Origin of the sequence: Pseudomonas sp. BT76 TE3572, assembly GCF_050435365.1 — a bacterium.
Lineage (GTDB): Bacteria > Pseudomonadota > Gammaproteobacteria > Pseudomonadales > Pseudomonadaceae > Aquipseudomonas > Aquipseudomonas fluorescens_W.
On record NZ_JBNDKE010000001.1, the window covers coordinates 5,636,133 to 5,657,856 of the forward strand.

Consider the following 21,724-nt stretch of genomic DNA (forward strand, 5'->3'; position numbering starts at 1 on the left):
ATCTTCGCAGCGGAGAGTCGATCGGACAGTCGCTGCCCTCTATGAGAATTAGGGGGGGGAGGAAAGTCCGGGCTCCATAGGGCGAAGTGCCAGGTAATGCCTGGGAGGCGTGAGCCTACGGAAAGTGCCACAGAAAATAACCGCCTAAGCGCTTCGGCGCCGGTAAGGGTGAAAAGGTGCGGTAAGAGCGCACCGCGCGACTGGCAACAGTTCGTGGCTAGGTAAACCCCACTTGGAGCAAGACCAAATAGGGTCCCAAGGCGTGGCCCGCGCTGGGACCGGGTAGGTTGCTAAAGATGTCCAGTGATGGCCATCGTAGACGAATGACTGTTCAAGACAGAACCCGGCTTACAGATCGACTCTCCACCTTTTTTCTACCCTCTGCTTAAATCATTGAGCAGGGCGCTGGTGATGGCAATTTCCCTCCTTACACAATCGTCGCAGAAGCACTTTCGTAATACCGAAAAAATCTTACTCTTAATAAATTACTTTAACTTTCGAGCGCAGCCATCAGTGCTGGTTCAAGTTATTGAGCTGGATGACACGTCTGATTCTCCTTACCCCTCCTAATACGCTCCTAAATCTCAGTTCTGTAAGGGTTTTCCTTTAATCCGCGCCTTGACGGTGCGGTGGCCGCATTCCTATAGTGTGCACAAGTGGCGGAAAGTGGCATGAAGTGGGTTTTTTGAACTCAAAACGCTAATATTTGGAGAAACGCTGTCGTGTTTCGCGGAGCTAACGCTATCAGTCTCGACGCAAAGGGCCGTCTCGCTATGCCGAGCCGGTACCGTGACGAGCTCGTTTCGCGTAGTTCCGGGCAGTTAATCGTCACAATTGATGCCGTTGATCCGTGTTTGTGTGTTTACCCCCTCGATGAGTGGGAAATTATTGAAACCAAACTGCGCACACTCCCTTCGTTTAGCGAAGAGAGCCGCCGCCTGCAACGTTTACTGATCGGTAATGCCGTCGACCTCGAGCTCGATGGCAGTGGTCGTTTTCTGGTTCCGCCGCGTCTTCGTGAATATGCCAAGTTGGATAAGCGCGCGATGTTGGTAGGCCAACTGAACAAGTTCCAATTGTGGGACGAGGATGCCTGGGATGCGGTTTCTGCCGCTGACCTGGCTGCCATTCAACAACCGGGCGCCCTGCCTGATGAACTGCGTGATTTGATCCTGTGACTATTGATAGCGGCTTTAACCACATCACCGTACTGCTTGACGAAGCCGTGGAGGCTCTCGCCGTACGTCCTGATGGCTGCTATCTGGACGGTACGTTCGGGCGTGGCGGACACAGTCGATTGATCCTCAGCCAGCTCGGCCCCGATGGTCGGGTACTTGGATTCGACAAGGATCCTCAAGCGATTGCCACCGGGCAAACGCTAGCGGCCGAAGACGGCCGCTTTGTCGTTGTGCAGCGCAGCTTCGCCGAGCTCGGTTCGGAAGTCGCCGAACGGGGTCTGGCTGGCAAGGTCAGCGGCGTTTTGCTCGACCTCGGCGTGTCCTCGCCGCAGCTCGACGACCCTGAGCGCGGCTTCAGTTTCCTCAATGATGGCCCGCTGGACATGCGCATGGATCCTTCCCGCGGGATCAGCGCCGCCGAATTCGTCAACACCGCCCCCGTGGAAGAAATCGCCCGGGTGTTCAAGCAATACGGCGAAGAACGTTTCTCCGGCCGCATGGCCCGTGCCGTGGCCGAGCGTCGCGACATCAAGCCGTTCGAGCGCACTGCCGATCTGGCTGAAGTCCTGAAAGTCGCCAACCCTGCATGGGAAAAGGGCAAAAACCCGGCGACCCGTGCGTTCCAGGGCTTGCGTATTCACGTCAACAACGAACTGGGTGATCTGGAAGCCGGCCTCGAAGCCGCGCTGGAATGCCTGGAAGTCGGCGGCCGTCTGGTCGTCATCAGCTTCCACTCGCTGGAAGACCGTATCGTCAAACTGTTCATGCGCAAACTGGTGAAAGGCGAAGCCGACAACCTGCCGCGCAACCTGCCGGTCCGTCACGTCGCCTTCGAACCCATTATCAAAATCCATGGCAAAGCGCAGTCCGCCTCCGAGGCCGAACTCAAAGCCAACCCACGCTCCCGTAGCGCCGTCATGCGCGTCGCGGAGAAGCTGCGGTGAGCAAGCTTTTCGCCAAGCCACTTCCCGGCGGAAGCTTTTTCATGCTGCTGCTGTTTATTGGCGTGCTCGTGTCGGCCATCGGCGTTTCCTACAGCGCCCACTGGAACCGTCAACTGTTGAACTCGTTGTACAACGAGCTGAGCGTGCGCGACAAGGCGCAAGCGGAATGGGGCCGTTTGATTCTCGAACAGAGCACCTGGACTGCCCACAGCCGTATCGAAGTCCTGGCGACCGAGCAACTGAAGATCGCGCATTCCTGGCGCCGCTGAAGTGCAGATGGTGGCGCCATGATGAAACTCGAGGGCGCACTCTTTCCATGGCGGTTCCGCCTGGTGCTGGGTTTGCTCGGCGTCATGGTCGTTGCGATTGCCTGGCGCATTATCGATCTGCAGGTCGTCGACCGTGCCTTTCTTAAAGGTCAGGGCGATGCGCGCAGTGTCCGTCATATTCCGATTCCGGCTCACCGTGGTCTGATCACCGACCGTAACGGCGAGCCTTTGGCTGTGAGTACCCCAGTCACCACTCTTTGGGCCAATGCCAAGGAAATGCAAACGGCCAAAGAGAAGTGGCCTGCATTGGCGGCTGCCCTGGGGCAGGACCCGAAAGCCCTGGCCGAACGTCTTGAAGCCCAGGCCAACAAAGAATTCATTTACCTGGTGCGCGGGCTGACCCCCGAGCAGGGCCAGTCCGTGCTCGATCTGAAAGTGCCGGGCGTTTATGGCATCGAAGAATTTCGTCGTTTCTACCCGGCCGGTGAAGTCACTGCCCATATGGTCGGTTTTACCGACATCGATGACCACGGTCGTGAAGGCGTCGAGCTGGCCTACGACGAATGGCTGGCTGGGGTCCCCGGCAAGCGACAGGTGATCAAGGATCGGCGTGGCCGACTTATCAAGGATGTTCAGGTCACCAAAAACGCCAAGGCCGGAAAGCCCTTGGCGTTGTCCATTGATCTGCGTCTGCAATACCTGGCCAACCGTGAACTGCGTAACGCGATCATCGAGAACGGCGCCAAGGCCGGCAGCCTGGTGATCATGGACGTGAAGAGCGGCGAGATCCTCGCCATGGTCAACCAGCCGACCTACAACCCGAACAACCGTCGCAACCTGCAACCGGCGATGATGCGTAACCGCGCGATGATCGACGTGTTCGAACCGGGTTCGACCATGAAAGCGATTTCCATGAGCGCCGCGATTGAAACCGGGCGCTGGAAGCCGACCGATACCGTCGAGGTTTATCCGGGCACCTTGCAGATTGGTAAATACACCATCAAGGACGTCTCCAAGAGCGAAGGTCCGGTGCTCGACCTGACTGGCATCCTGATCAACTCCAGTAACGTCGGCATGAGTAAGGTCGCCTTCGATATCGGCGGCGAAACGATTTTCCGTCTGGCGCAAAAAGTCGGCCTCGGCCAGGACACCGGCCTGGGCTTCCCGGGCGAGCGCGTCGGCAACCTGCCGAACTACCGCGAATGGCGCAAGGCTGAAACCGCCACGCTGTCGTACGGCTACGGTATCTCGGTGACCGCGATCCAGTTGGTCCACGCCTTCTCGGCCCTGGCCAACAATGGTCGCCTCGCGCCGCTGACCCTGATCAAAACCGACAAGGCGCCGCAAACCACACAGGTATTGCCGGAAGCTGTCGCGAAAACCATGCAAACCATGCTGCAACAAGTGATCGAAGCGCCGCGCGGTGTATTCCGTGCGCAAGTGCCGGCGTATCACGTGGGCGGCAAGTCGGGCACCGCGCGTAAAACGTCGGTCGGCACCAAAGGCTATGCCGAGAATTCCTACCGCTCGCTGTTCGCCGGTTTCGGCCCGATGAACGATCCGCGCTACGCCATCGTGGTGGTGATCGATGAGCCGACCAAAGCCGGTTACTTCGGTGGTCTGGTATCGGCGCCGGTGTTCAGCAAAGTGATGTCCGGGACCTTGCGCCTGATGAACATCACCCCGGACAACCTGCCACCTACTCAACAAGCGAACGCAGCACCGGTCGTTCCGCTGAAAGCCAATGGAGGGCGAGGCTGATGTCTCTGAGTCTGAACAAGATTTTCGCCCACGCCGGCCGCGATCTGTTGATCCGCGAACTGACCCTGGACAGCCGCAACGTGCGGGCTGGCGATCTGTTTCTCGCCGTTCCTGGCGGCAAGTTCGACGGCCGCGCGCACATCGCCGACGCCCTGCAACGCGGCGCTGCCGCTGTGGCGTATGAAGTCGAAGGCGCGACCGTATTGCCGATTACCGATGTGCCGATGATTCCAGTCAAAGGCCTGGCGGCGCAGTTGTCGGACATCGCCGGGCGTTTTTACGGTGACCCTAGTCGTCACCTGAACCTGATCGGCGTGACCGGCACCAACGGCAAAACCAGCGTGACGCAGTTGGTTGCGCAAGCCTTGGATTTGCTCGGCCAGCACTGCGGCATCGTCGGCACATTGGGCACCGGTTTTTACGGCGCGCTCGAAAGCGGCTTGCACACCACGCCGAACCCGATCGCCGTGCAAGCGACCCTCGCTGACCTGAAAAAGGCCGGCGCCAAAGCGGTCGCCATGGAAGTTTCTTCCCACGGTCTGGATCAGGGCCGCGTGACCGCGCTGGCGTTCGATGTGGCGGTGATGACCAACCTGTCCCGCGATCACCTGGATTACCACGGCACCATGCAAGCCTACGGCGAAGCCAAGGCCAAGCTGTTTGCCTGGAATGATTTGAAATGCCGGGTGGTCAACCTCGACGACGAGTTCGGCCGCCAACTGGCTGCGGACAAACTCGAATCGCGCCTGATCACCTACAGCCTGGAAGATGCCAGCGCCTACCTCTATTGCCGTGAAGCGCAGTTTGATGACGAAGGCGTGCGCGCCACGCTGGTCACGCCGCAGGGTGAGCATCACTTGCGCAGCACCTTGCTCGGTCGTTTCAACCTGAGCAACGTACTGGCCGCGGTCGGCGCCTTGCTGGGGCTGGACTACGCGCTGGACGAAATTCTCAAGGTCCTGCCGAAACTCGAAGGCCCGGCCGGACGCATGCAGCGCCTCGGCGGCGGTACTCAGCCGCTGGTGGTGGTCGATTACGCCCACACCCCGGATGCGCTGGAAAAAGTCTTGATGGCCCTGCGTCCTCACGCCAAAGGCCGTTTGCTGTGCCTGTTCGGTTGCGGTGGTGATCGCGATCGCGGCAAACGTCCGCTCATGGCTGAAGTGGTCGAGCGTCTGGCTGACGGCGTGCTGGTGACCGATGACAACCCGCGCACCGAAGATCCGGCAGTGATCTTCGACGACATCCGCGCCGGTTTTACCGCTGTGGATAAAGTTACCTTCGTCGCTGGCCGTGGCCAGGCGATTGCCCAATTGATCGCCAGCGCTTCGGCGGATGACGTGATTGTCCTGGCCGGTAAAGGTCACGAGGACTATCAGGAAATCAACGGCCAGCGTCACGCGTTCTCCGATCTGGTCGAGGCCGATCACGCCTTGACCGCGTGGGAGGTGGCCCATGCTTAAAGCCTTGAAACTGAGCGAACTGACCGGCGCGCTGAATGCCCGTTTGGTCACTGCCGATGCCAGCTTCGACGGCGTCAGCATCGACAGCCGCGCGATCAAGCCAGGCCAGCTCTTTATTGCCCTGACCGGCCCGCGCTTCGATGGTCATGACTACCTCAATGACGTCGCCGCAAAAGGCGCCGTAGCCGCGTTGGTCGAGCGCGAAGTCGCCGACAGCACGCTGCCGCAATTGCTGGTGAAAGATACTCGTCAGGCTCTCGGTCAATTGGGCGCGCTGAACCGTGCTGCTTATACCCACCCGGTTGCGGCCATCACCGGTTCCAGCGGCAAGACCACGGTCAAGGAAATGCTCGCCAGCATCCTGCGCACGCGCGGTCCGGTGTTGGCGACCCGTGGCAACCTGAACAATGATCTCGGCGTTCCGCTGACCCTGCTCGAACTCGCACCGGAACATACCGCTGCGGTGATTGAACTGGGTGCTTCGCGTCTCGGCGAAATTGCCTACACCGTCGGCATGACCAAGCCTCATGTGGCCGTGCTCAACAACGCCGGGACCGCCCACGTCGGCGAGTTCGGCGGGCCGGAAAAAATCGTCGAAGCCAAGGGCGAGATTATTGAAGGGCTGGATGCCGATGGCGTCGCCGTTCTCAATCTTGACGACAAGGCGTTCGACATCTGGAAGACCCGCGCTGCCGGTCGCAAAGTGCTGACCTTCGCCTTGAGTAATGTCAGCGCCGATTTCTACGCCAGCGATCTGGACCGTGACGCTCGCGGTTGCCCGGCCTTCAACCTGCACACTCCTGAAGGTATGGAGCGCGTTCAACTGAACCTGCTCGGCACCCATAACGTTGCCAATGCGATGGCCGCCGCCGCTGCTGCCCATGCGCTGGGCGTGTCGCTGTTCGGCATCGCCACAGGTCTCGGCGCAGTACAACCGGTCAAGGGCCGCACAGTCGCGCAACTGGCCAGCAATGGCATGCGCGTCATCGATGACACCTACAACGCGAACCCCACCTCCATGTGCGCCGCCGTTGATATACTCGCCGGCTTTTCCGGTCGCACCGTTCTGGTGCTCGGGGATATCGGCGAGTTGGGCGAATGGGCGGAGCAGGGGCACCGCGATGTGGGCGCGTACGCCCGCGGCAAGGTTTCCGCGCTTTACGCTGTCGGGCCAATGATGGCTCACGCCGTGAACGCTTTCGGCGAGCAGGCCTATCACTTCAGCACTCAGGCTGAACTGATCAAGGCCCTCGGCGCCGAGCAAGACACAAACACCACCATTTTGATCAAGGGCTCGCGCAGCGCTGCGATGGAAAACATCGTCGCCGCTTTGTGCGGGACCAGCCTGGAGAAACATTAATGCTGCTGCTGCTAGCGGAGTATCTGCAACAGTTCTACAAAGGCTTCGCGGTCTTTCAGTACCTGACCCTGCGTGGGATTCTCGGTGTGCTGACCGCGTTGGTTTTGTCGCTGTGCTATGGCCCGTGGATGATCCGCACTTTACAGAACCGTCAGATCGGTCAATCCGTTCGTAACGACGGTCCGCAATCGCACCTGTCCAAGTCGGGCACCCCGACCATGGGCGGCGCGCTGATCCTGTCGTCCATTGGCGTCAGCACATTGCTTTGGGCTGACCTGACCAACCGTTATGTCTGGACCGTTCTGCTGGTGACCTTGTTGTTTGGCGCGATCGGCTGGGTCGACGATTACCGCAAAGTGATCGAGAAGAACTCCCGTGGCTTGCCGAGTCGCTGGAAGTACTTCTGGCAATCGGTGTTCGGCCTGGGCGCGGCGATCTTCCTTTATATGACCGCAGCGACACCGGTGGAAACCACCCTGATCCTGCCGATGCTCAAGGACCACAGCATTCCGCTGGGTATAGGCTTCGTCGTCCTGACCTACTTCGTGATCGTTGGCTCGAGCAACGCGGTCAACCTGACCGACGGCCTCGACGGTCTGGCGATCATGCCCACCGTCATGGTCGGCGGCGGGTTGGGGATCTTCTGCTACCTGTCGGGTAACGTGAAATTCGCTGAATACCTGCTGATCCCGTATGTACCGGGCGCAGGCGAGTTGATTGTGTTCTGCGGCGCCTTGATCGGCGCGGGCCTCGGGTTCCTCTGGTTCAACACGTATCCGGCCCAGGTGTTCATGGGCGACGTCGGCGCACTGGCGCTGGGCGCGGCACTGGGCACCATCGCGGTGATCGTCCGTCAGGAAATCGTCCTGTTCATCATGGGCGGTGTGTTCGTGATGGAAACCCTGTCAGTCGTCATTCAGGTTGCGTCCTTTAAGCTCACCGGTCGCCGTGTGTTCCGCATGGCACCGATACACCACCACTTTGAACTCAAGGGCTGGCCCGAGCCACGCGTGATCGTCCGTTTCTGGATCATCACCGTGATTCTCGTGCTGGTTGGCCTTGCCACCCTGAAGCTGAGGTAGAACGAGTGTCTCTGATCGCTTCTGACCACTTCCGCATCGTTGTCGGCCTCGGCAAGAGCGGCATGTCCCTGGTTCGCTTCCTGGCGAACCGGGGCACGTCGTTTGCTGTCGCCGATACGCGGGAAAATCCACCGGAACTGGCCACGCTCAAGCGTGACTATCCGCACGTGGAAGTGCGTTGTGGCGAGCTGGACGTCGAATTCCTGTGCCGCGCCGACGAGCTCTACGTGAGCCCCGGCTTGGCGCTGGCGACCCCGGCCCTGCAGGCTGCCGCCGCCCGTGGCGTGAAATTGTCCGGCGACATCGAGCTGTTCGCGCGTAACGCGAAGGCGCCGATTGTCGCCATCAGCGGTTCCAACGCGAAAAGCACCGTCACCACACTGGTCGGCGAGATGGCTGCGGCGGCCGGCAAGCGCGTCGCCGTTGGCGGCAACCTCGGCACACCGGCGCTGGACCTGCTCAGCGACGACGTCGAGCTGTACGTGATGGAACTGTCGAGCTTCCAGCTCGAAACCACCGATCAACTCAACGCCGAAGTGGCGACCGTGCTCAATGTCAGCGAAGACCACATGGACCGCTACAGCGGTCTGCCGGCCTATCACCTGGCCAAGCACCGGATCTTCCGGGGCGCCAGGCAGTTTGTGGTCAACCGTCAGGATGCCCTGAGCCGTCCGCTGATTGGCGAAGGTCAGCCATGCTGGACCTTCGGTTTGAGCAAACCTGATTTCAAGGCATTCGGTATCCGCGAAGAAGACGGCGAGAAGTACCTGGCCTTCGAATTCCAGAACCTGATGCCGGTGCGCGAGTTGAAAATTCGCGGCGCCCACAACCAGTCCAACGCCTTGGCGGCATTGGCGCTGGGCCACGCGGTCGGCTTGCCGTTCGATGCCATGCTCTCGAGCCTGCGTACCTTCGCCGGGCTTGAGCATCGTTGCCAGTGGGTCCGTGACCTGGACGGCGTGGGTTACTACAACGATTCCAAAGCCACCAATGTTGGCGCCGCACTGGCAGCGATCGAAGGCCTGGGCGCGGACATCGACGGCAAAGTCGTGTTGATCGCTGGCGGCGATGGCAAGGGCGCCGAGTTCAAGGACCTGCGTGATCCGGTAGCCGCCAACTGCCGCGCCGTCATTTTGATGGGCCGCGACTCCGACAAGATTGGCGAAGCCATCGGCGACGCAGTGCCGTTGATCCGGGTCGGTTCGCTGGTTGAAGCGGTTGAGCAATGCCGCGCCGCTGCGCAACCGGGCGATGTGGTGCTGCTGTCGCCGGCCTGCGCCAGTTTCGACATGTTCAAGAATTACGAAGACCGTGGTCACCAGTTCGTCCGCGCAGTGGAGGATCTGGCATGAGCCTGATGAACATCATCAAGCCGTATCCGTCGCCGTTGATCACCGGGCGTGGTATCGACCTCGACTTCCCGATGCTCGCCGGTTGCCTGGCATTGATCGGTCTGGGCCTGGTCATGATTGCATCGGCCTCGACCGAAGTGGGGGCCGTGCAGTCGGGCAGCGCCCTGTATTACATGATTCGCCACCTTATCTACATCGTGCTGGGCTTGGGTGCTTGCATCGTCACCATGATGATTCCAATTGCCACCTGGCAACGCCTGGGCTGGCTGATGTTGATTGGTGCGTTCGGTTTGCTGGTGATGGTGATCATTCCGGGGATCGGCCGGGAAGTGAACGGTTCGATGCGCTGGATCGGTTTCAGCTTCTTTAACGTCCAGCCTTCCGAAATCGCCAAGGTGTTCGTGGTGATTTACCTCGCCGGTTATCTGGTGCGCCGTCAGAAAGAAGTACGTGAAAGCTGGATGGGCTTCTTCAAGCCGTTCATTGTTCTGCTGCCAATGGCAGGCCTGTTGCTGATGGAACCGGACTTCGGCGCCACCGTCGTGATGATGGGCGCCGCTGCGGCGATGCTGTTCCTTGGCGGGGTCGGGCTGTTCCGGTTTTCCTTGATGGTGGTGCTGGCGGTCGCAGCGGTGGTGTTGCTGATTCAAGTGCAGCCCTATCGAATGGCGCGTCTGACCAACTTTGCGGATCCGTGGGCCGACCAGTTCGGTGCCGGCTACCAGTTGTCGCAAGCCTTGATTGCTTTTGGTCGCGGCGAATGGCTCGGCGTCGGCCTGGGCAACAGCGTGCAGAAACAGTTCTATCTGCCGGAAGCCCACACCGACTTCGTGTTCTCGGTACTGGCCGAAGAACTGGGTGCCGTGGGCTCCTTGTGTACGGTTGCGCTGTTCGTGTTCGTTTGCGTTCGTGGCATGTACATCGGTTATTGGGCCGAGAAGGCCAAGCAATTCTTCGCCGCGTACATCGCGTACGGCCTGTCGTTCCTGTGGATCGGCCAGTTCCTGATCAACATCGGGGTGAACGTCGGTCTGTTGCCGACCAAAGGCCTGACCCTGCCGTTCCTCAGTTACGGCGGCAGCTCGTTGGTGATCTGCGGTGGGTGTCTGGGCTTGTTGCTGCGCATCGAATGGGAGAGTCGAACCCACTTGGGCAGCGAAGAGATGGAGTTCCATGAGAGCGACTTCGCCGAGGAGCCGACCCATGGGCGCTAACGTATTGATCATGGCGGGCGGCACCGGTGGCCACGTGTTCCCGGCGCTGGCGTGTGCTCGCGAATTCCAGGCCCGCGGTTACACCGTGCATTGGCTCGGAACGCCGCGAGGCATCGAGAACGACCTGGTGCCGATGGCCGGCATTGAACTGCATCGGATCAATGCCAGCGGATTGCGTGGCAAGGGCAAATTGTCCCTGCTCAAGGCGCCGTTCATGTTGCTCAAGTCGATCTGGCAGGCGCGGGCGATCATTCGTCAGCTGCGGCCGGTGTGTGTCGTCGGCTTTGGTGGTTATGTGACCGGTCCTGGTGGCGTTGCAGCCAAACTGGCCGGTGTGCCGGTGATCGTTCACGAACAGAACGCCGTGGCGGGTACCGCCAATCGGTTGCTGGTGCCGTTGGCCGCCCGAGTCTGTGAAGCGTTCCCCGACACCTTTACCCTGTCGGGCAGCCGTCGGACCACCGGTAACCCGGTGCGCACCGAGCTGTTCCTCGAAACACCGCGACAGGCTCTGGCCGGTCGCAAGGCGCGTTTGCTGATCCTGGGTGGAAGCCTGGGCGCAGAACCGTTGAACAAGTTGCTGCCTGAAGCCCTGTCGCAAGTCGCCCCCGACCTGCGCCCGGAAGTGTTTCATCAGGCCGGCAAAAACCACGATGAAGTGACTGCAGAGCGCTATCGCGCGGCTGGCGTCGAGGCGCAAGTGCAGCCTTTCATCAAAGACATGGCCCAAGCCTATGGCTGGGCCGACCTGGTGGTGTGCCGCGCAGGCGCGTTGACCATCAGTGAACTGGCCGCCGCCGGTCTGCCCTCGATGCTGGTGCCTTTGCCCCACGCGATCGACGATCACCAGACCCGCAACGCCGATTATTTGGCCCGTGAAGGCGCTGCCTTCCTGTTGCCGCAAAGAACGACTGGCGCAGCGGATCTTGCCGCACGCCTGACAGAGGTCCTGATGCAACCACAACGACTCACCGACATGGCTACCGCGGCACGCCGCCTGGCCAAACCCGATGCAACCCGTAACGTGGTCGATACCTGCCTGGAGGTGGCCCATGGTTGAGAATCAGAAAGCCATGCCGCAACCGGAAATGCGCCGCATCCGTCGCATCCACTTCGTCGGTATCGGCGGCGTGGGCATGTGCGGTATTGCCGAAGTGTTGTTGAACCTGGGCTATGAAGTGTCCGGTTCCGACCTGAAAGCTTCGCCGGTGACCGAGCGTCTCGAGTCCTTCGGCGCCCAGATCTTTATCGGCCACCGCGCCGAGAACGCCGCGACCGCCGATGTACTGGTCACCTCCAGTGCCGTGAACACGTCCAACCCGGAAGTCGCCACTGCCCTGGAACGCCGAATTCCGGTGGTGCCTCGCGCTGAAATGCTGGCTGAGCTGATGCGCTACCGCCACGGCATTGCCGTCGCCGGTACCCATGGCAAAACCACCACCACCAGCCTGATCGCTTCGGTGTTTGCCGCCGGTGGCCTGGACCCGACATTCGTGATCGGTGGCCGTCTGAATGCCGCGGGCACCAATGCCCAGCTTGGCACCAGCCGTTACCTGATCGCTGAAGCTGACGAAAGCGACGCCAGTTTCCTGCACTTGCAGCCGCTGGTGGCTGTGGTCACCAACATCGACGCCGACCACATGGCGACCTACGACGGTGACTTCAATAAACTGAAGAAAACCTTCGTCGAGTTCCTGCACAACCTGCCGTTCTACGGTCTGGCGGTGGTGTGCCTGGACGATCCGGTAGTGCGTGAAATCCTGCCGCAGGTGAAACGCCCGGCCGTCACTTATGGCTTCGGCGACGACTGCGACGTGCGCGCAATCAATGTGCGTCAGCAGGGCATGCAGACCTTCTTCACCGTGCTGCGTCCTGATCGCGATCCGCTGGATGTTTCGGTGAACATGCCGGGCAATCACAACGTGTTGAACGCGCTGGCCACCATCTGCATCGCCACTGACGAGGGCGTCAGCGATGAAGCCATCGTCCAGGGCCTGTCCGGGTTCCAGGGTGTCGGCCGACGCTTCCAGGTCTACGGCGAACTGCCGGTAGAAGGCGGCAACGTGATGCTGGTCGACGATTACGGTCACCACCCGACCGAAGTCGCCGCGGTGATCAAAGCCGTGCGCGGTGGCTGGCCGGAACGCCGTCTGGTGATGGTCTACCAGCCGCATCGTTACAGCCGCACCCGCGACCTGTACGACGATTTCGTCAATGTATTGGCCGACGCCAACGTCCTGCTGCTGATGGAAGTCTACCCGGCCGGTGAAGAACCGATCCCGGGCGCCGACAGCCGCAAGCTGTGCAACAGCATCCGTCAGCGCGGCCAGCTCGACCCGATCTACATCGAGCGCGGTGTTGACCTCGCGCCCATCGTCAAGCCGCTGCTGCGTGCTGGCGACATCCTGCTGTGCCAGGGCGCCGGTGACATCGGCGGTCTCGCACCGAAACTGTTGAAAAGTCCGTTGTTCGCAGGCGCCGTTGCTGCGCCGAGTGTGGGGAAGTTGAAATGACTGCTGCTTACGCCAACCTCGTCTCCACTATCGCGCCGAAAGATTTCGGCCGCGTCGCCGTGCTCTTCGGCGGCAAGAGTGCCGAGCGTGAGGTTTCCCTGAAGTCGGGTAACGCGGTTCTCGACGCGCTGCTAAGCGCCGGTGTGGACGCGTTTGGTCTCGACGTGGGCGATGATCTTTTGCAGCGTCTGCTGAACGAAAAAATCGATCGCGCCTTCATCATTCTCCACGGTCGTGGCGGTGAAGACGGCAGCATGCAGGGCCTGCTGGAATGCCTGGGTATTCCGTACACCGGCAGCGGCATTCTTGCTTCCGCGCTGGCCATGGACAAGCTGCGAACCAAACAGGTCTGGCACAGCCTCGGTATTCCGACGCCACGCCATGCCGTGCTGAGCTCCGAGGCCGATTGTATTTCGGCGGCGACGGAACTGGGCTTCCCTTTGATCGTCAAACCGGCCCATGAAGGTTCAAGTATCGGGATGGCCAAAGTGACCTCCGCGTCGGAGTTGATCGACGCGTGGAAAGCGGCCAGTACCTACGATTCGCAAGTGTTGGTCGAGCAATGGATTCAAGGTCCGGAGTTCACCATCGCCACCCTGCGTGACCAGGTGTTGCCACCAATCGCCCTGGGCACGACGCACAGTTTCTACGACTACAACGCCAAGTACGTGGCTTCCGACACCCAGTACCGGATTCCGTGTGGCCTGGACAGCAGCAAAGAAAAAGAACTGATGGACCTCACGGCGAAAGCCTGTGAGGCGCTGGGTATCGCCGGTTGGGGCAGGGCTGACGTGATGCAGGACGCCGACGGGCAGTTCTGGTTCCTGGAAGTCAATACCGCACCGGGCATGACCGATCACAGTCTGGTGCCGATGGCAGCTCGTGCTGCCGGTCTGGATTTCCAGCAACTGGTTCTGGCGATTCTGGCCGCAAGTATCGAGCCGCGAGGTTAAGACCATGCAAGGCGCACAGCTGAGACATCAGCCCTCCGCACCACCCGGCCGCAAGCCGGTACCGCGGGGTGCCAGCCGAATGGTGGCCAAAGAGCCGATGTCTGCGCGCCTGCCGAAAGCCAATTTTGGTTTTCTGAAAAGCCTGTTCTGGCCGGTGCTGTTGGTCGCACTGGGTTTCGGTACTTACGAAGGCGCACAGCGTTTGCTGCCGTACGCCGACCGGCCGATCACCAAGATCAACGTGCAGGGCGACTTGAGTTACATCAGCCAGCAAGCGGTGCAGCAGCGGATCGCCCCGTACGTGGCGTCGAGCTTCTTCACCATCGACCTGGAGAGCATGCGCACCGAGCTTGAAACGATGCCATGGATTGCCCACGCCGAAGTGCGTCGGGTGTGGCCGGATCAAGTAGTGATCCGTCTGGAAGAGCAGCTGCCGGTAGCCCGTTGGGGCGATGAGTCGCTGTTGAACAACCAGGGTCAGGCGTTCACCCCGCGAGAGCTGGCGAACTACGAACACTTGCCACAGCTGTTCGGCCCACAACGGGCCCAACAACAAGTGATGCAGCAATACCAGGTGCTGAGCCAGATGCTCAGGCCGTTGGGCTTCTCGATTGCGCGCCTGGAGTTGCGTGAACGAGGCAGCTGGTTCCTGACCACCGGCGCCGGCAGCGCAGGCCCGGGAATCGAACTGTTGCTGGGACGCGGCAACCTGCTGGAAAAGATGCGCCGCTTCATTGCCATCTATGACAAGACGCTTAAAGAACAGATTACGAACATTGCGCGCATCGATCTGCGCTATGCCAACGGCCTCGCTGTTGGCTGGCGGGAACCTGTAGCGCCCACGGCAGCCCAACCCGCTGTCGCGAAGAATTGAGAAGAGGCAGGACCATGGCAAACGTGCAAAGCGGCAAAATGATCGTCGGTCTCGATATCGGCACCTCCAAGGTGGTGGCGCTGGTCGGCGAGGTCTCGGACGACGGCACGCTGGAAATCGTCGGGATCGGTACCCATCCGTCCCGTGGCCTGAAGAAAGGCGTGGTGGTGAACATTGAGTCCACCGTGCAATCGATCCAGCGCGCGATCGAAGAGGCGCAGCTGATGGCTGGTTGCCGCATTCACTCGGCATTCGTCGGCGTGGCTGGCAATCATATCCGCAGCCTGAACTCTCACGGCATCGTGGCGATTCGTGATCGCGAAGTCAGCGCCGCCGACCTCGAGCGTGTGCTCGACGCCGCCCAGGCTGTAGCGATCCCGGCGGACCAGCGCGTGCTGCACACCCTGCCGCAGGATTACGTGATCGATAACCAGGAAGGCGTTCGCGAGCCTCTGGGCATGTCGGGCGTACGTCTGGAAGCCAAGGTTCACGTGGTCACCTGCGCCGTCAACGCCGCACAGAACATTGAAAAATGCGTGCGTCGCTGCGGCCTGGAAATCGACGACATCATTCTCGAGCAACTGGCTTCGGCCTACTCGGTCCTGACCGACGACGAGAAAGAGCTGGGCGTGTGCCTGGTGGACATCGGTGGCGGCACCACCGACATCGCGATCTTCACCGAAGGCGCGATCCGTCACACCGCAGTGATCCCGATTGCGGGCGATCAGGTGACCAACGACATCGCGATGGCGTTGCGCACTCCGACCCAGTACGCCGAAGAAATCAAGATTCGCTATGCCTGCGCCCTGGCCAAACTGGCCGGTGCCGGTGAAACCATCAAGGTCCCAAGCGTTGGCGACCGTCCACCGCGCGAGCTGTCCCGTCAGGCCCTGGCCGAAGTGGTCGAGCCGCGTTACGACGAGCTGTTCACGCTGATCCAGGCCGAACTGCGTCGCAGTGGCTACGAAGACCTGATCCCGGCCGGCATCGTGCTGACCGGTGGTACGTCGAAGATGGAAGGCGCGGTCGAACTGGCTGAAGAAATCTTCCACATGCCGGTCCGCCTGGGCGTGCCGCATGGCGTCAAGGGCCTGGACGACGTGGTCCGTAACCCGATTTATTCCACTGGCGTTGGCCTGTTGATGTACGGCCTGCAAAAGCAGTCCGACGGGATTTCGTTCTCGGGCATCAGCAGCCGCGACAGCTACAGCAATGAAGAACCGAAAGTCGCCTTGCTCGATCGCTTCAAGAGCTGGGTACAAGGCAACTTCTAAAGATTTACCGCAGCACCGTTGTAGATACAGGCAGTAGGCGAAAAAACTAGAGAATGTAAAGGAGAGGGAAAATGTTCGAACTCGTAGACAACATCCCCGCAAGCCCGGTTATTAAAGTTATCGGTGTTGGCGGAGGCGGCGGCAACGCCGTCAACCACATGGTCAAGAGCAACATTGAAGGCGTTGAATTCATCTGCGCCAACACTGATGCCCAAGCGCTGAAAAGCATCGGCGCGCGGACCATCCTGCAACTGGGCACCGGCGTGACCAAAGGTCTCGGCGCTGGCGCCAACCCTGAAGTAGGTCGTCAGGCCGCTCTCGAAGACCGTGAGCGCATTGCCGAAGTCCTGCAGGGCACTAACATGGTGTTCATCACCACTGGCATGGGCGGTGGTACCGGTACCGGTGCTGCGCCGATCATTGCTGAAGTGGCCAAGGAAATGGGGATTCTCACCGTTGCGGTGGTGACTCGTCCGTTCCCGTTCGAAGGCCGCAAGCGCATGCAGATCGCCGACGAAGGTATCCGTCTGCTGTCTGAAAGCGTCGACTCGTTGATCACCATTCCCAACGAGAAGCTGCTGACCATCCTTGGCAAGGACGCAAGCCTGCTGTCCGCATTCGCCAAGGCCGACGATGTACTGGCCGGTGCCGTTCGCGGTATCTCCGACATCATCAAGCGTCCGGGCATGATCAACGTCGACTTTGCCGACGTACGGACCGTGATGAGCGAAATGGGCATGGCGATGATGGGCACTGGCTGCGCCAGCGGTCCGAACCGTGCACGTGAGGCCACCGAAGCGGCCATTCGCAACCCGTTGCTGGAAGACGTGAACCTGCAAGGTGCACGCGGCATCCTGGTGAACATCACCGCCGGTCCTGACCTGTCCCTGGGTGAGTACTCCGACGTGGGTAGCATCATCGAAGCCTTCGCTTCCGAACACGCGATGGTCAAGGTCGGTACCGTTATCGATCCGGACATGCGCGACGAACTGCACGTGACCGTGGTTGCCACCGGTCTGGGCGCGAAAATCGAGAAGCCTGTGAAGGTTATCGACAACACCATGCACACGTCCGTGGCATCGCAGCCGCAGCAACAAGCGCCTTCGCGTCAGGAAGCGCCTGCAGTAAACTACCGTGACCTGGACCGTCCGACCGTCATGCGCAACCAGGCTCAGGCCGGTGCTGCGACTGCCGCGAAGATGAATCCGCAAGATGATCTGGATTACCTGGACATCCCGGCTTTCCTGCGTCGTCAGGCCGATTAATGGAATGTATCAGGGCTATGAAGGTGATTGGTGTTCAGCAAAGGTCTGGTCTGCTATCATCGCCAGCCTTTGTTGATACCAGTTCGCAATTTGCGCTGAAGCGGCCCAAGCCATGATTAAACAACGCACACTGAAAAATATTATCCGTGCTACAGGTGTAGGCCTGCACTCCGGGGAAAAGGTATACCTGACCCTCAAGCCCGCACCTATCGACACCGGCATTGTGTTTGTTCGTGCCGATCTCGACCCTGTGGTGCAGATTCCTGCCCGCGCGGAAAACGTTGGTGAAACCACGATGTCGACCACATTGGTCAGTGGTGACACCAAAGTGGATACGGTGGAGCACTTGCTCTCGGCCATGGCTGGCCTGGGCATCGATAACGCCTACGTCGAGCTCTCCGCGTCTGAAGTTCCGATCATGGATGGTAGCGCTGGACCTTTCGTATTCCTGATTCAATCGGCCGGCCTGGAAGAACAGGACGCACCGAAGAAGTTCATCCGGATCCTGCGGGAAGTGACAGTGGAAGACGGCGACAAGCGCGCCACTTTCGTCCCTTTCGAAGGCTTCAAGGTGAGTTTCGAGATCGATTTCGATCACCCGGTTTTCCGTAACCGCACACAAAGTGCAAGCGTGGATTTTTCCAGCACTTCGTTTGTAAAAGAAGTCAGCCGCGCCCGTACCTTTGGTTTCATGAGTGATATCGAGTACCTGCGCAAGCACAACCTCGCACTCGGCGGCAGCGTTGAAAACGCTATTGTGGTCGACGCGGATGGTGTACTGAACGAAGACGGCCTTCGCTATGAAGACGAATTCGTGAAGCACAAGATCCTCGATGCAATTGGTGACCTCTACCTGCTGGGCAATAGCCTGATTGGTGAGTTCAAGGGCTTCAAGTCCGGACATGCATTGAACAACCAGCTGCTGCGCAAGTTGATTGAGCAGACAGATGCTTGGGAAGTCGTGACTTTCGAAGACGCCAGCACTGCACCGATCTCTTACATGCGTCCAGTTGCGGCCGTGTAAGTAAAAAACCTCTCTAGTTTTTTAAAGGCTACCTTCGGGTGGCCTTTTTTTATGCCTGCGGGAAAGGCCTCAATCCGCAGCGACCACCCGATTACGCCCACTTTCCTTGGCCTGATACAGCGCCTTGTCCGCTGCAAACAATAGCTGTTCCAGACTGATCTCGGCGGAGGTGGTCCAGGTACTGATACCGATACTGACAGTAATCGGCGACTCGGCACCTGCCACCCTCGGCAATTGCTCCACTGTCGCGCGGATGCGTTCGGCAATCTGTTGCGCACCCTGGCTGTCGGTTTCCGCGAGAATCACCGAAAACTCCTCGCCGCCGTAACGGGCGACCAGATCAGCGGGTCGCCTCACATTGTCGGAGATCACCTTGGCCAGCGAGCGCAACGCATCATCGCCAGCCTGATGCCCATGACGATCGTTGAACGCCTTGAAATGGTCGGCATCAATCATCAGCAGCGACAATGGCTGGCCAGAACGTTGAGCGCGGAACCACTCATGACGCAGGACCTGATCCAGCGTTCGGCGGTTGGCCAGGCCGGTCAAGGCATCGGTGGCCGCCAGTTGCGCCAGCTCCTGTTCGGCGTTGTGGCGCAGGCGCAGTTCCCGGCTGAGTAGCCACGTCAGCCAGAGCAAGCCGATACACAGCGCCGTAGTCGCAACGCTAACCACTACCGCCGTGCGCTTCCACGAGGCAAACACTTCATCACTGGACAGTGCAACGATGACGATCAACGGCAAGTTGCCCACCTTGGAGAACGTGTACAGGCGTTTGTCCTTATAGCGGCTTGAAACACCGGTGAAGCTGCCGTTGCCTTCTTTGACGATGCGCTGGAAGTTGGGACGGTCGCTGAAGTCCTTGCCTATCAGCTCTTCGGCCAGGCGGGGTTCCTGAGCCAGAAGAATCCCGTCCGTGCTGATCAGGTTGACCGAGCTGTCACGACCGATGCTCAAGCTGTTGAACAGTTGATCGAAATAACTCAGGCGCATGGCGGCTTCGGCCACGCCGAGGAATTCGCCCTGTGAGCCGCTGACCCGGCGACTGAAGCTGATTCGCCATTCATGTTCAGCCTGTCTGGAGCGGAAGGGACGGCTGATGAGCATGCTCGGATCACGATTGGTCACGTGCGACTGAAAATACTCGCGGTCAGCATAATTGCCCTTTCTGGGCTCTACCGAGGCCGAGTCGGCGATCACGTCGCCCTTGTTGTCCAGCAACAAAATATCGCCCTTGTACGGCGCGGCAGTGGCACGGTCAAACAAGGCCAGATGGCGGATAGTCGGGGAGACGTACTTGAGGTCTTCTCGCTGCGAGGCCGCGATCAAGCCGAGCAGGGAAAGGTCATAGAGCTCGACATTGCGCAGCACGTCGGCGTCGATCAATTGCACGATATTGGTTGCTGCACGAGTGGCAGACTGTTCAGCATTGGCGCGTTCGCGAATGAGCAGGAATGCCACGATGCTCAATATCGCAATCACCAGTACCAAACTGCCGAGAACCAGAAGCCGCTCCGATCGCGTCGACCGGATCGGATGGTGAGATGTCGCGCTGCTCACACTCATGGTTCTGACTTCTGCTAATGAGGCGTTATGAAAGTGTTTTGCAAGACTCAGGCAGAATCCCGGAAGCCGTTTGCGTTTGGAGCGCCTGTATAAATCCCGGATAAAAAAAAGGCCAGCAAAACATGCTGGCCTTTTGCTTATTGAAGCTTAGAAGACATTGAGCGGGTAGTCGACGATCACCCGGTATTCATCGGTGTCCTGATCCAGCACGCCGTAGCCGTTGCCGCCACGGTTGGTCGCCCATTGCAGACGCAGCGCCAGGTCTTTGGCCTTGCCGCCCTGAACCACATACTTGAGATCAATGTCGCGTTCCCAGTGCTTGGCGTTTTTGCCGTCAGCGCTGAACCACGAGGCATAACCGGGGCTTTCCGGATCGACTTTGGTCAGGTCCAGCTCACCTCGGGAGTAAGACACCGCCGAAGTCAGGCCGGGCAGGCCGAGCCCGACAAAATCGTAGGCGTACTTGAGTTTCCATGAGCGTTCGTTCGGGCCGTTGAAGTCCGAATACTGCTGTGAATTGTCGAGGTAGACGCTGTCGCCCTGGCTGATGTAGTCGAACGGCGTGTTGCCATTGACCCGCTGATAGGCGGCGGTAACGCTGTGATTACCCACGCCGACGGTGAAATGCAGGCTGTAGGTGTTGTTGTCGATGTTGCCCAGCAGCGCATTGCCGGTGTCTTGCGTGTGATAGAAGTGCAGCCCCGGGTTGAAGCTGACCAGGTCGTTCAGCGCGTAGGTGTAGTCCAGATCGTAGTAATACTGGTTCCAGATGTCCTTGAGCTCGGAAGCATAGAGGCTGCTGGTCAGCCCCGGCAGACCGCTCCAGGCGACACCGGCCCAGTTCAGGTGCCGGCTTTCGTCACCGTCGGCCAGGCTGCCGTAGGATGTGCCGATTCGGGTGTGTCCGCTCTGGTTGTAAGGCTTGGTGAAACTCGCCTGGCCACCTTCAATCATCCAGCCGTCGAAACTGTGGTTGGTCAGGCTGACGCCGCGAAAGGTCTGGGGCAGCATGCGTGTTTCACCGCCGGCGATCACCGGGTTGGCGAGAAACAAGTCACCGGCCTTCAGTTCGGTATCGAAGACACGCATTTTCAGCGTACCGCCCGCCGTCGAGAACGAGCCCGGCGCTTTGCCGTTGCCATCGCTGATCGGCAGGATGCTCGACCCGTCGGTACCGCCACCGCCGTCGAGCTTGAGCCCGAGCATGGCGTGGGCATCAACGCCGAAACCGACGATGCCTTGGGTGTAACCCGATTCGAAGAGGCCGAGGAAACCCTGGCCCCATTCAATGTTGTCGTCCGTCTGCTGCAGGCGGTTGCGGTTCATGTAGTAGTTGCGGGCGTTGAAGTTGAGGCTTGAGCCTTCGACAAAACCTTCGGCGTTCGAGGCGTCTGCGGCGTGAGCCGCAGGCGCCACCGTTGCAGTGATTGCAATGAATAACGGGCTGAATCTAAGAGGGAAACGCACTAGCGGTAAAGCTCCTTGGGTCAACTGAGAGCCTCATTGTTTTAAGACTCCGGATGTTTCTTGTTAGGGAAGACGAACTGAAGCTGTTTAAAACCACAACGAAAAAAAGCCGCTGATAGCAGCGGCTTTGAAGACAACTATTCAAAGGGAAGAGCCGATGAAAAG

General features: G+C 59.8%; 17 protein-coding genes, 1 other RNA gene and 1 pseudogene. 17 read left to right on the forward strand and 2 right to left on the reverse strand.

Annotated elements, in window-relative coordinates:
- Positions 1-13: 13 nt before the first annotated feature.
- From rnpB to lpxC, 17 genes and pseudogenes are all read left to right on the forward strand, one after another.
- Positions 14-367: RNase P RNA component class A (gene rnpB / locus ABH912_RS25710), an RNA gene on the forward strand.
- A 355-nt stretch (positions 368-722) separates the two neighbouring features.
- A complete protein-coding gene (gene mraZ / locus ABH912_RS25715; protein ID WP_033061326.1) occupies positions 723-1,178 on the forward strand; it encodes a division/cell wall cluster transcriptional repressor MraZ in 456 nt (151 codons plus the stop codon).
- Positions 1,175-2,122: a 16S rRNA (cytosine(1402)-N(4))-methyltransferase RsmH gene (rsmH, locus tag ABH912_RS25720; protein WP_008147489.1), complete on the forward strand. Its 948-nt coding sequence runs from the start codon at positions 1,175-1,177 to the stop codon at positions 2,120-2,122. The genes mraZ and rsmH overlap by 4 nt, the downstream gene beginning before the upstream one ends.
- A pseudogene (gene ftsL, locus ABH912_RS25725) lies at positions 2,119-2,413 on the forward strand (cell division protein FtsL). The gene rsmH and the pseudogene ftsL overlap by 4 nt, the downstream one beginning before the upstream one ends.
- A complete protein-coding gene (locus tag ABH912_RS25730; RefSeq protein ID WP_185753120.1) occupies positions 2,413-4,152 on the forward strand; it encodes a peptidoglycan D,D-transpeptidase FtsI family protein in 1,740 nt (579 codons plus the stop codon). The pseudogene ftsL and the gene ABH912_RS25730 overlap by 1 nt, the downstream one beginning before the upstream one ends.
- Positions 4,152-5,615 (forward strand): UDP-N-acetylmuramoyl-L-alanyl-D-glutamate--2,6-diaminopimelate ligase, encoded by a 1,464-nt coding sequence (locus tag ABH912_RS25735; RefSeq protein WP_033061331.1) that lies wholly within the window; start codon positions 4,152-4,154, stop codon positions 5,613-5,615. The genes ABH912_RS25730 and ABH912_RS25735 overlap by 1 nt, the downstream gene beginning before the upstream one ends.
- Positions 5,608-6,975 (forward strand): UDP-N-acetylmuramoyl-tripeptide--D-alanyl-D-alanine ligase, encoded by a 1,368-nt coding sequence (locus ABH912_RS25740; RefSeq protein ID WP_429511925.1) that lies wholly within the window; start codon positions 5,608-5,610, stop codon positions 6,973-6,975. Before ABH912_RS25735 ends, ABH912_RS25740 begins: the two co-directional genes overlap by 8 nt.
- Complete coding sequence (gene mraY / locus ABH912_RS25745; protein ID WP_033061333.1) at positions 6,975-8,057, forward strand: phospho-N-acetylmuramoyl-pentapeptide-transferase; 1,083 nt, start codon at positions 6,975-6,977, stop codon at positions 8,055-8,057. The genes ABH912_RS25740 and mraY overlap by 1 nt, the downstream gene beginning before the upstream one ends.
- A 5-nt stretch (positions 8,058-8,062) precedes the next feature.
- The gene (murD, locus tag ABH912_RS25750) at positions 8,063-9,409 is read left to right on the forward strand and encodes a UDP-N-acetylmuramoyl-L-alanine--D-glutamate ligase (RefSeq protein WP_033061334.1); all 1,347 of its coding nucleotides are present in this window, start codon (positions 8,063-8,065) and stop codon (positions 9,407-9,409) included.
- On the forward strand, positions 9,406-10,623 hold the full coding sequence (gene ftsW, locus ABH912_RS25755; RefSeq protein WP_033061335.1) for a putative lipid II flippase FtsW: 1,218 nt from the start codon (positions 9,406-9,408) through the stop codon (positions 10,621-10,623). The genes murD and ftsW overlap by 4 nt, the downstream gene beginning before the upstream one ends.
- Entirely contained in the window at positions 10,613-11,683 is a 1,071-nt protein-coding gene (gene murG, locus ABH912_RS25760) for an undecaprenyldiphospho-muramoylpentapeptide beta-N-acetylglucosaminyltransferase (RefSeq protein WP_429511926.1), read from the forward strand. Before ftsW ends, murG begins: the two co-directional genes overlap by 11 nt.
- A complete protein-coding gene (gene murC / locus ABH912_RS25765) occupies positions 11,676-13,136 on the forward strand; it encodes a UDP-N-acetylmuramate--L-alanine ligase (protein WP_046053394.1) in 1,461 nt (486 codons plus the stop codon). The genes murG and murC overlap by 8 nt, the downstream gene beginning before the upstream one ends.
- Complete coding sequence (locus tag ABH912_RS25770) at positions 13,133-14,089, forward strand: D-alanine--D-alanine ligase (protein ID WP_429511927.1); 957 nt, start codon at positions 13,133-13,135, stop codon at positions 14,087-14,089. Before murC ends, ABH912_RS25770 begins: the two co-directional genes overlap by 4 nt.
- Before the next feature lie 4 nt (positions 14,090-14,093).
- Positions 14,094-14,963, forward strand: a complete 870-nt coding sequence (locus tag ABH912_RS25775; RefSeq protein ID WP_046053392.1) for a cell division protein FtsQ/DivIB — start codon at positions 14,094-14,096, stop codon at positions 14,961-14,963.
- A 14-nt stretch (positions 14,964-14,977) separates the two neighbouring features.
- Entirely contained in the window at positions 14,978-16,237 is a 1,260-nt protein-coding gene (gene ftsA / locus ABH912_RS25780) for a cell division protein FtsA (protein ID WP_128873758.1), read from the forward strand.
- 71 nt (positions 16,238-16,308) lie between these two features.
- Entirely contained in the window at positions 16,309-17,502 is a 1,194-nt protein-coding gene (gene ftsZ, locus ABH912_RS25785) for a cell division protein FtsZ (protein ID WP_033061342.1), read from the forward strand.
- A 112-nt stretch (positions 17,503-17,614) separates the two neighbouring features.
- Positions 17,615-18,526, forward strand: coding sequence for a UDP-3-O-acyl-N-acetylglucosamine deacetylase (lpxC, locus tag ABH912_RS25790; protein WP_008147525.1), 912 nt, complete (start codon positions 17,615-17,617; stop codon positions 18,524-18,526).
- 69 nt (positions 18,527-18,595) lie between these two features.
- Here the strand turns inward: lpxC and ABH912_RS25795 are convergent, their stop codons facing one another.
- Both ABH912_RS25795 and ABH912_RS25800 read right to left on the reverse strand, forming a co-directional pair.
- Positions 18,596-20,092 carry a sensor domain-containing diguanylate cyclase gene (locus tag ABH912_RS25795; protein WP_033061344.1) on the reverse strand — a complete coding sequence of 499 codons (1,497 nt, stop codon included), beginning with the start codon at positions 20,090-20,092 and terminating at the stop codon, positions 18,596-18,598.
- A gap of 147 nt (positions 20,093-20,239) precedes the next feature.
- The gene (locus tag ABH912_RS25800) at positions 20,240-21,559 is read right to left on the reverse strand and encodes an OprD family porin (RefSeq protein ID WP_429511928.1); all 1,320 of its coding nucleotides are present in this window, start codon (positions 21,557-21,559) and stop codon (positions 20,240-20,242) included.
- Positions 21,560-21,724: the final 165 nt, after the last annotated feature.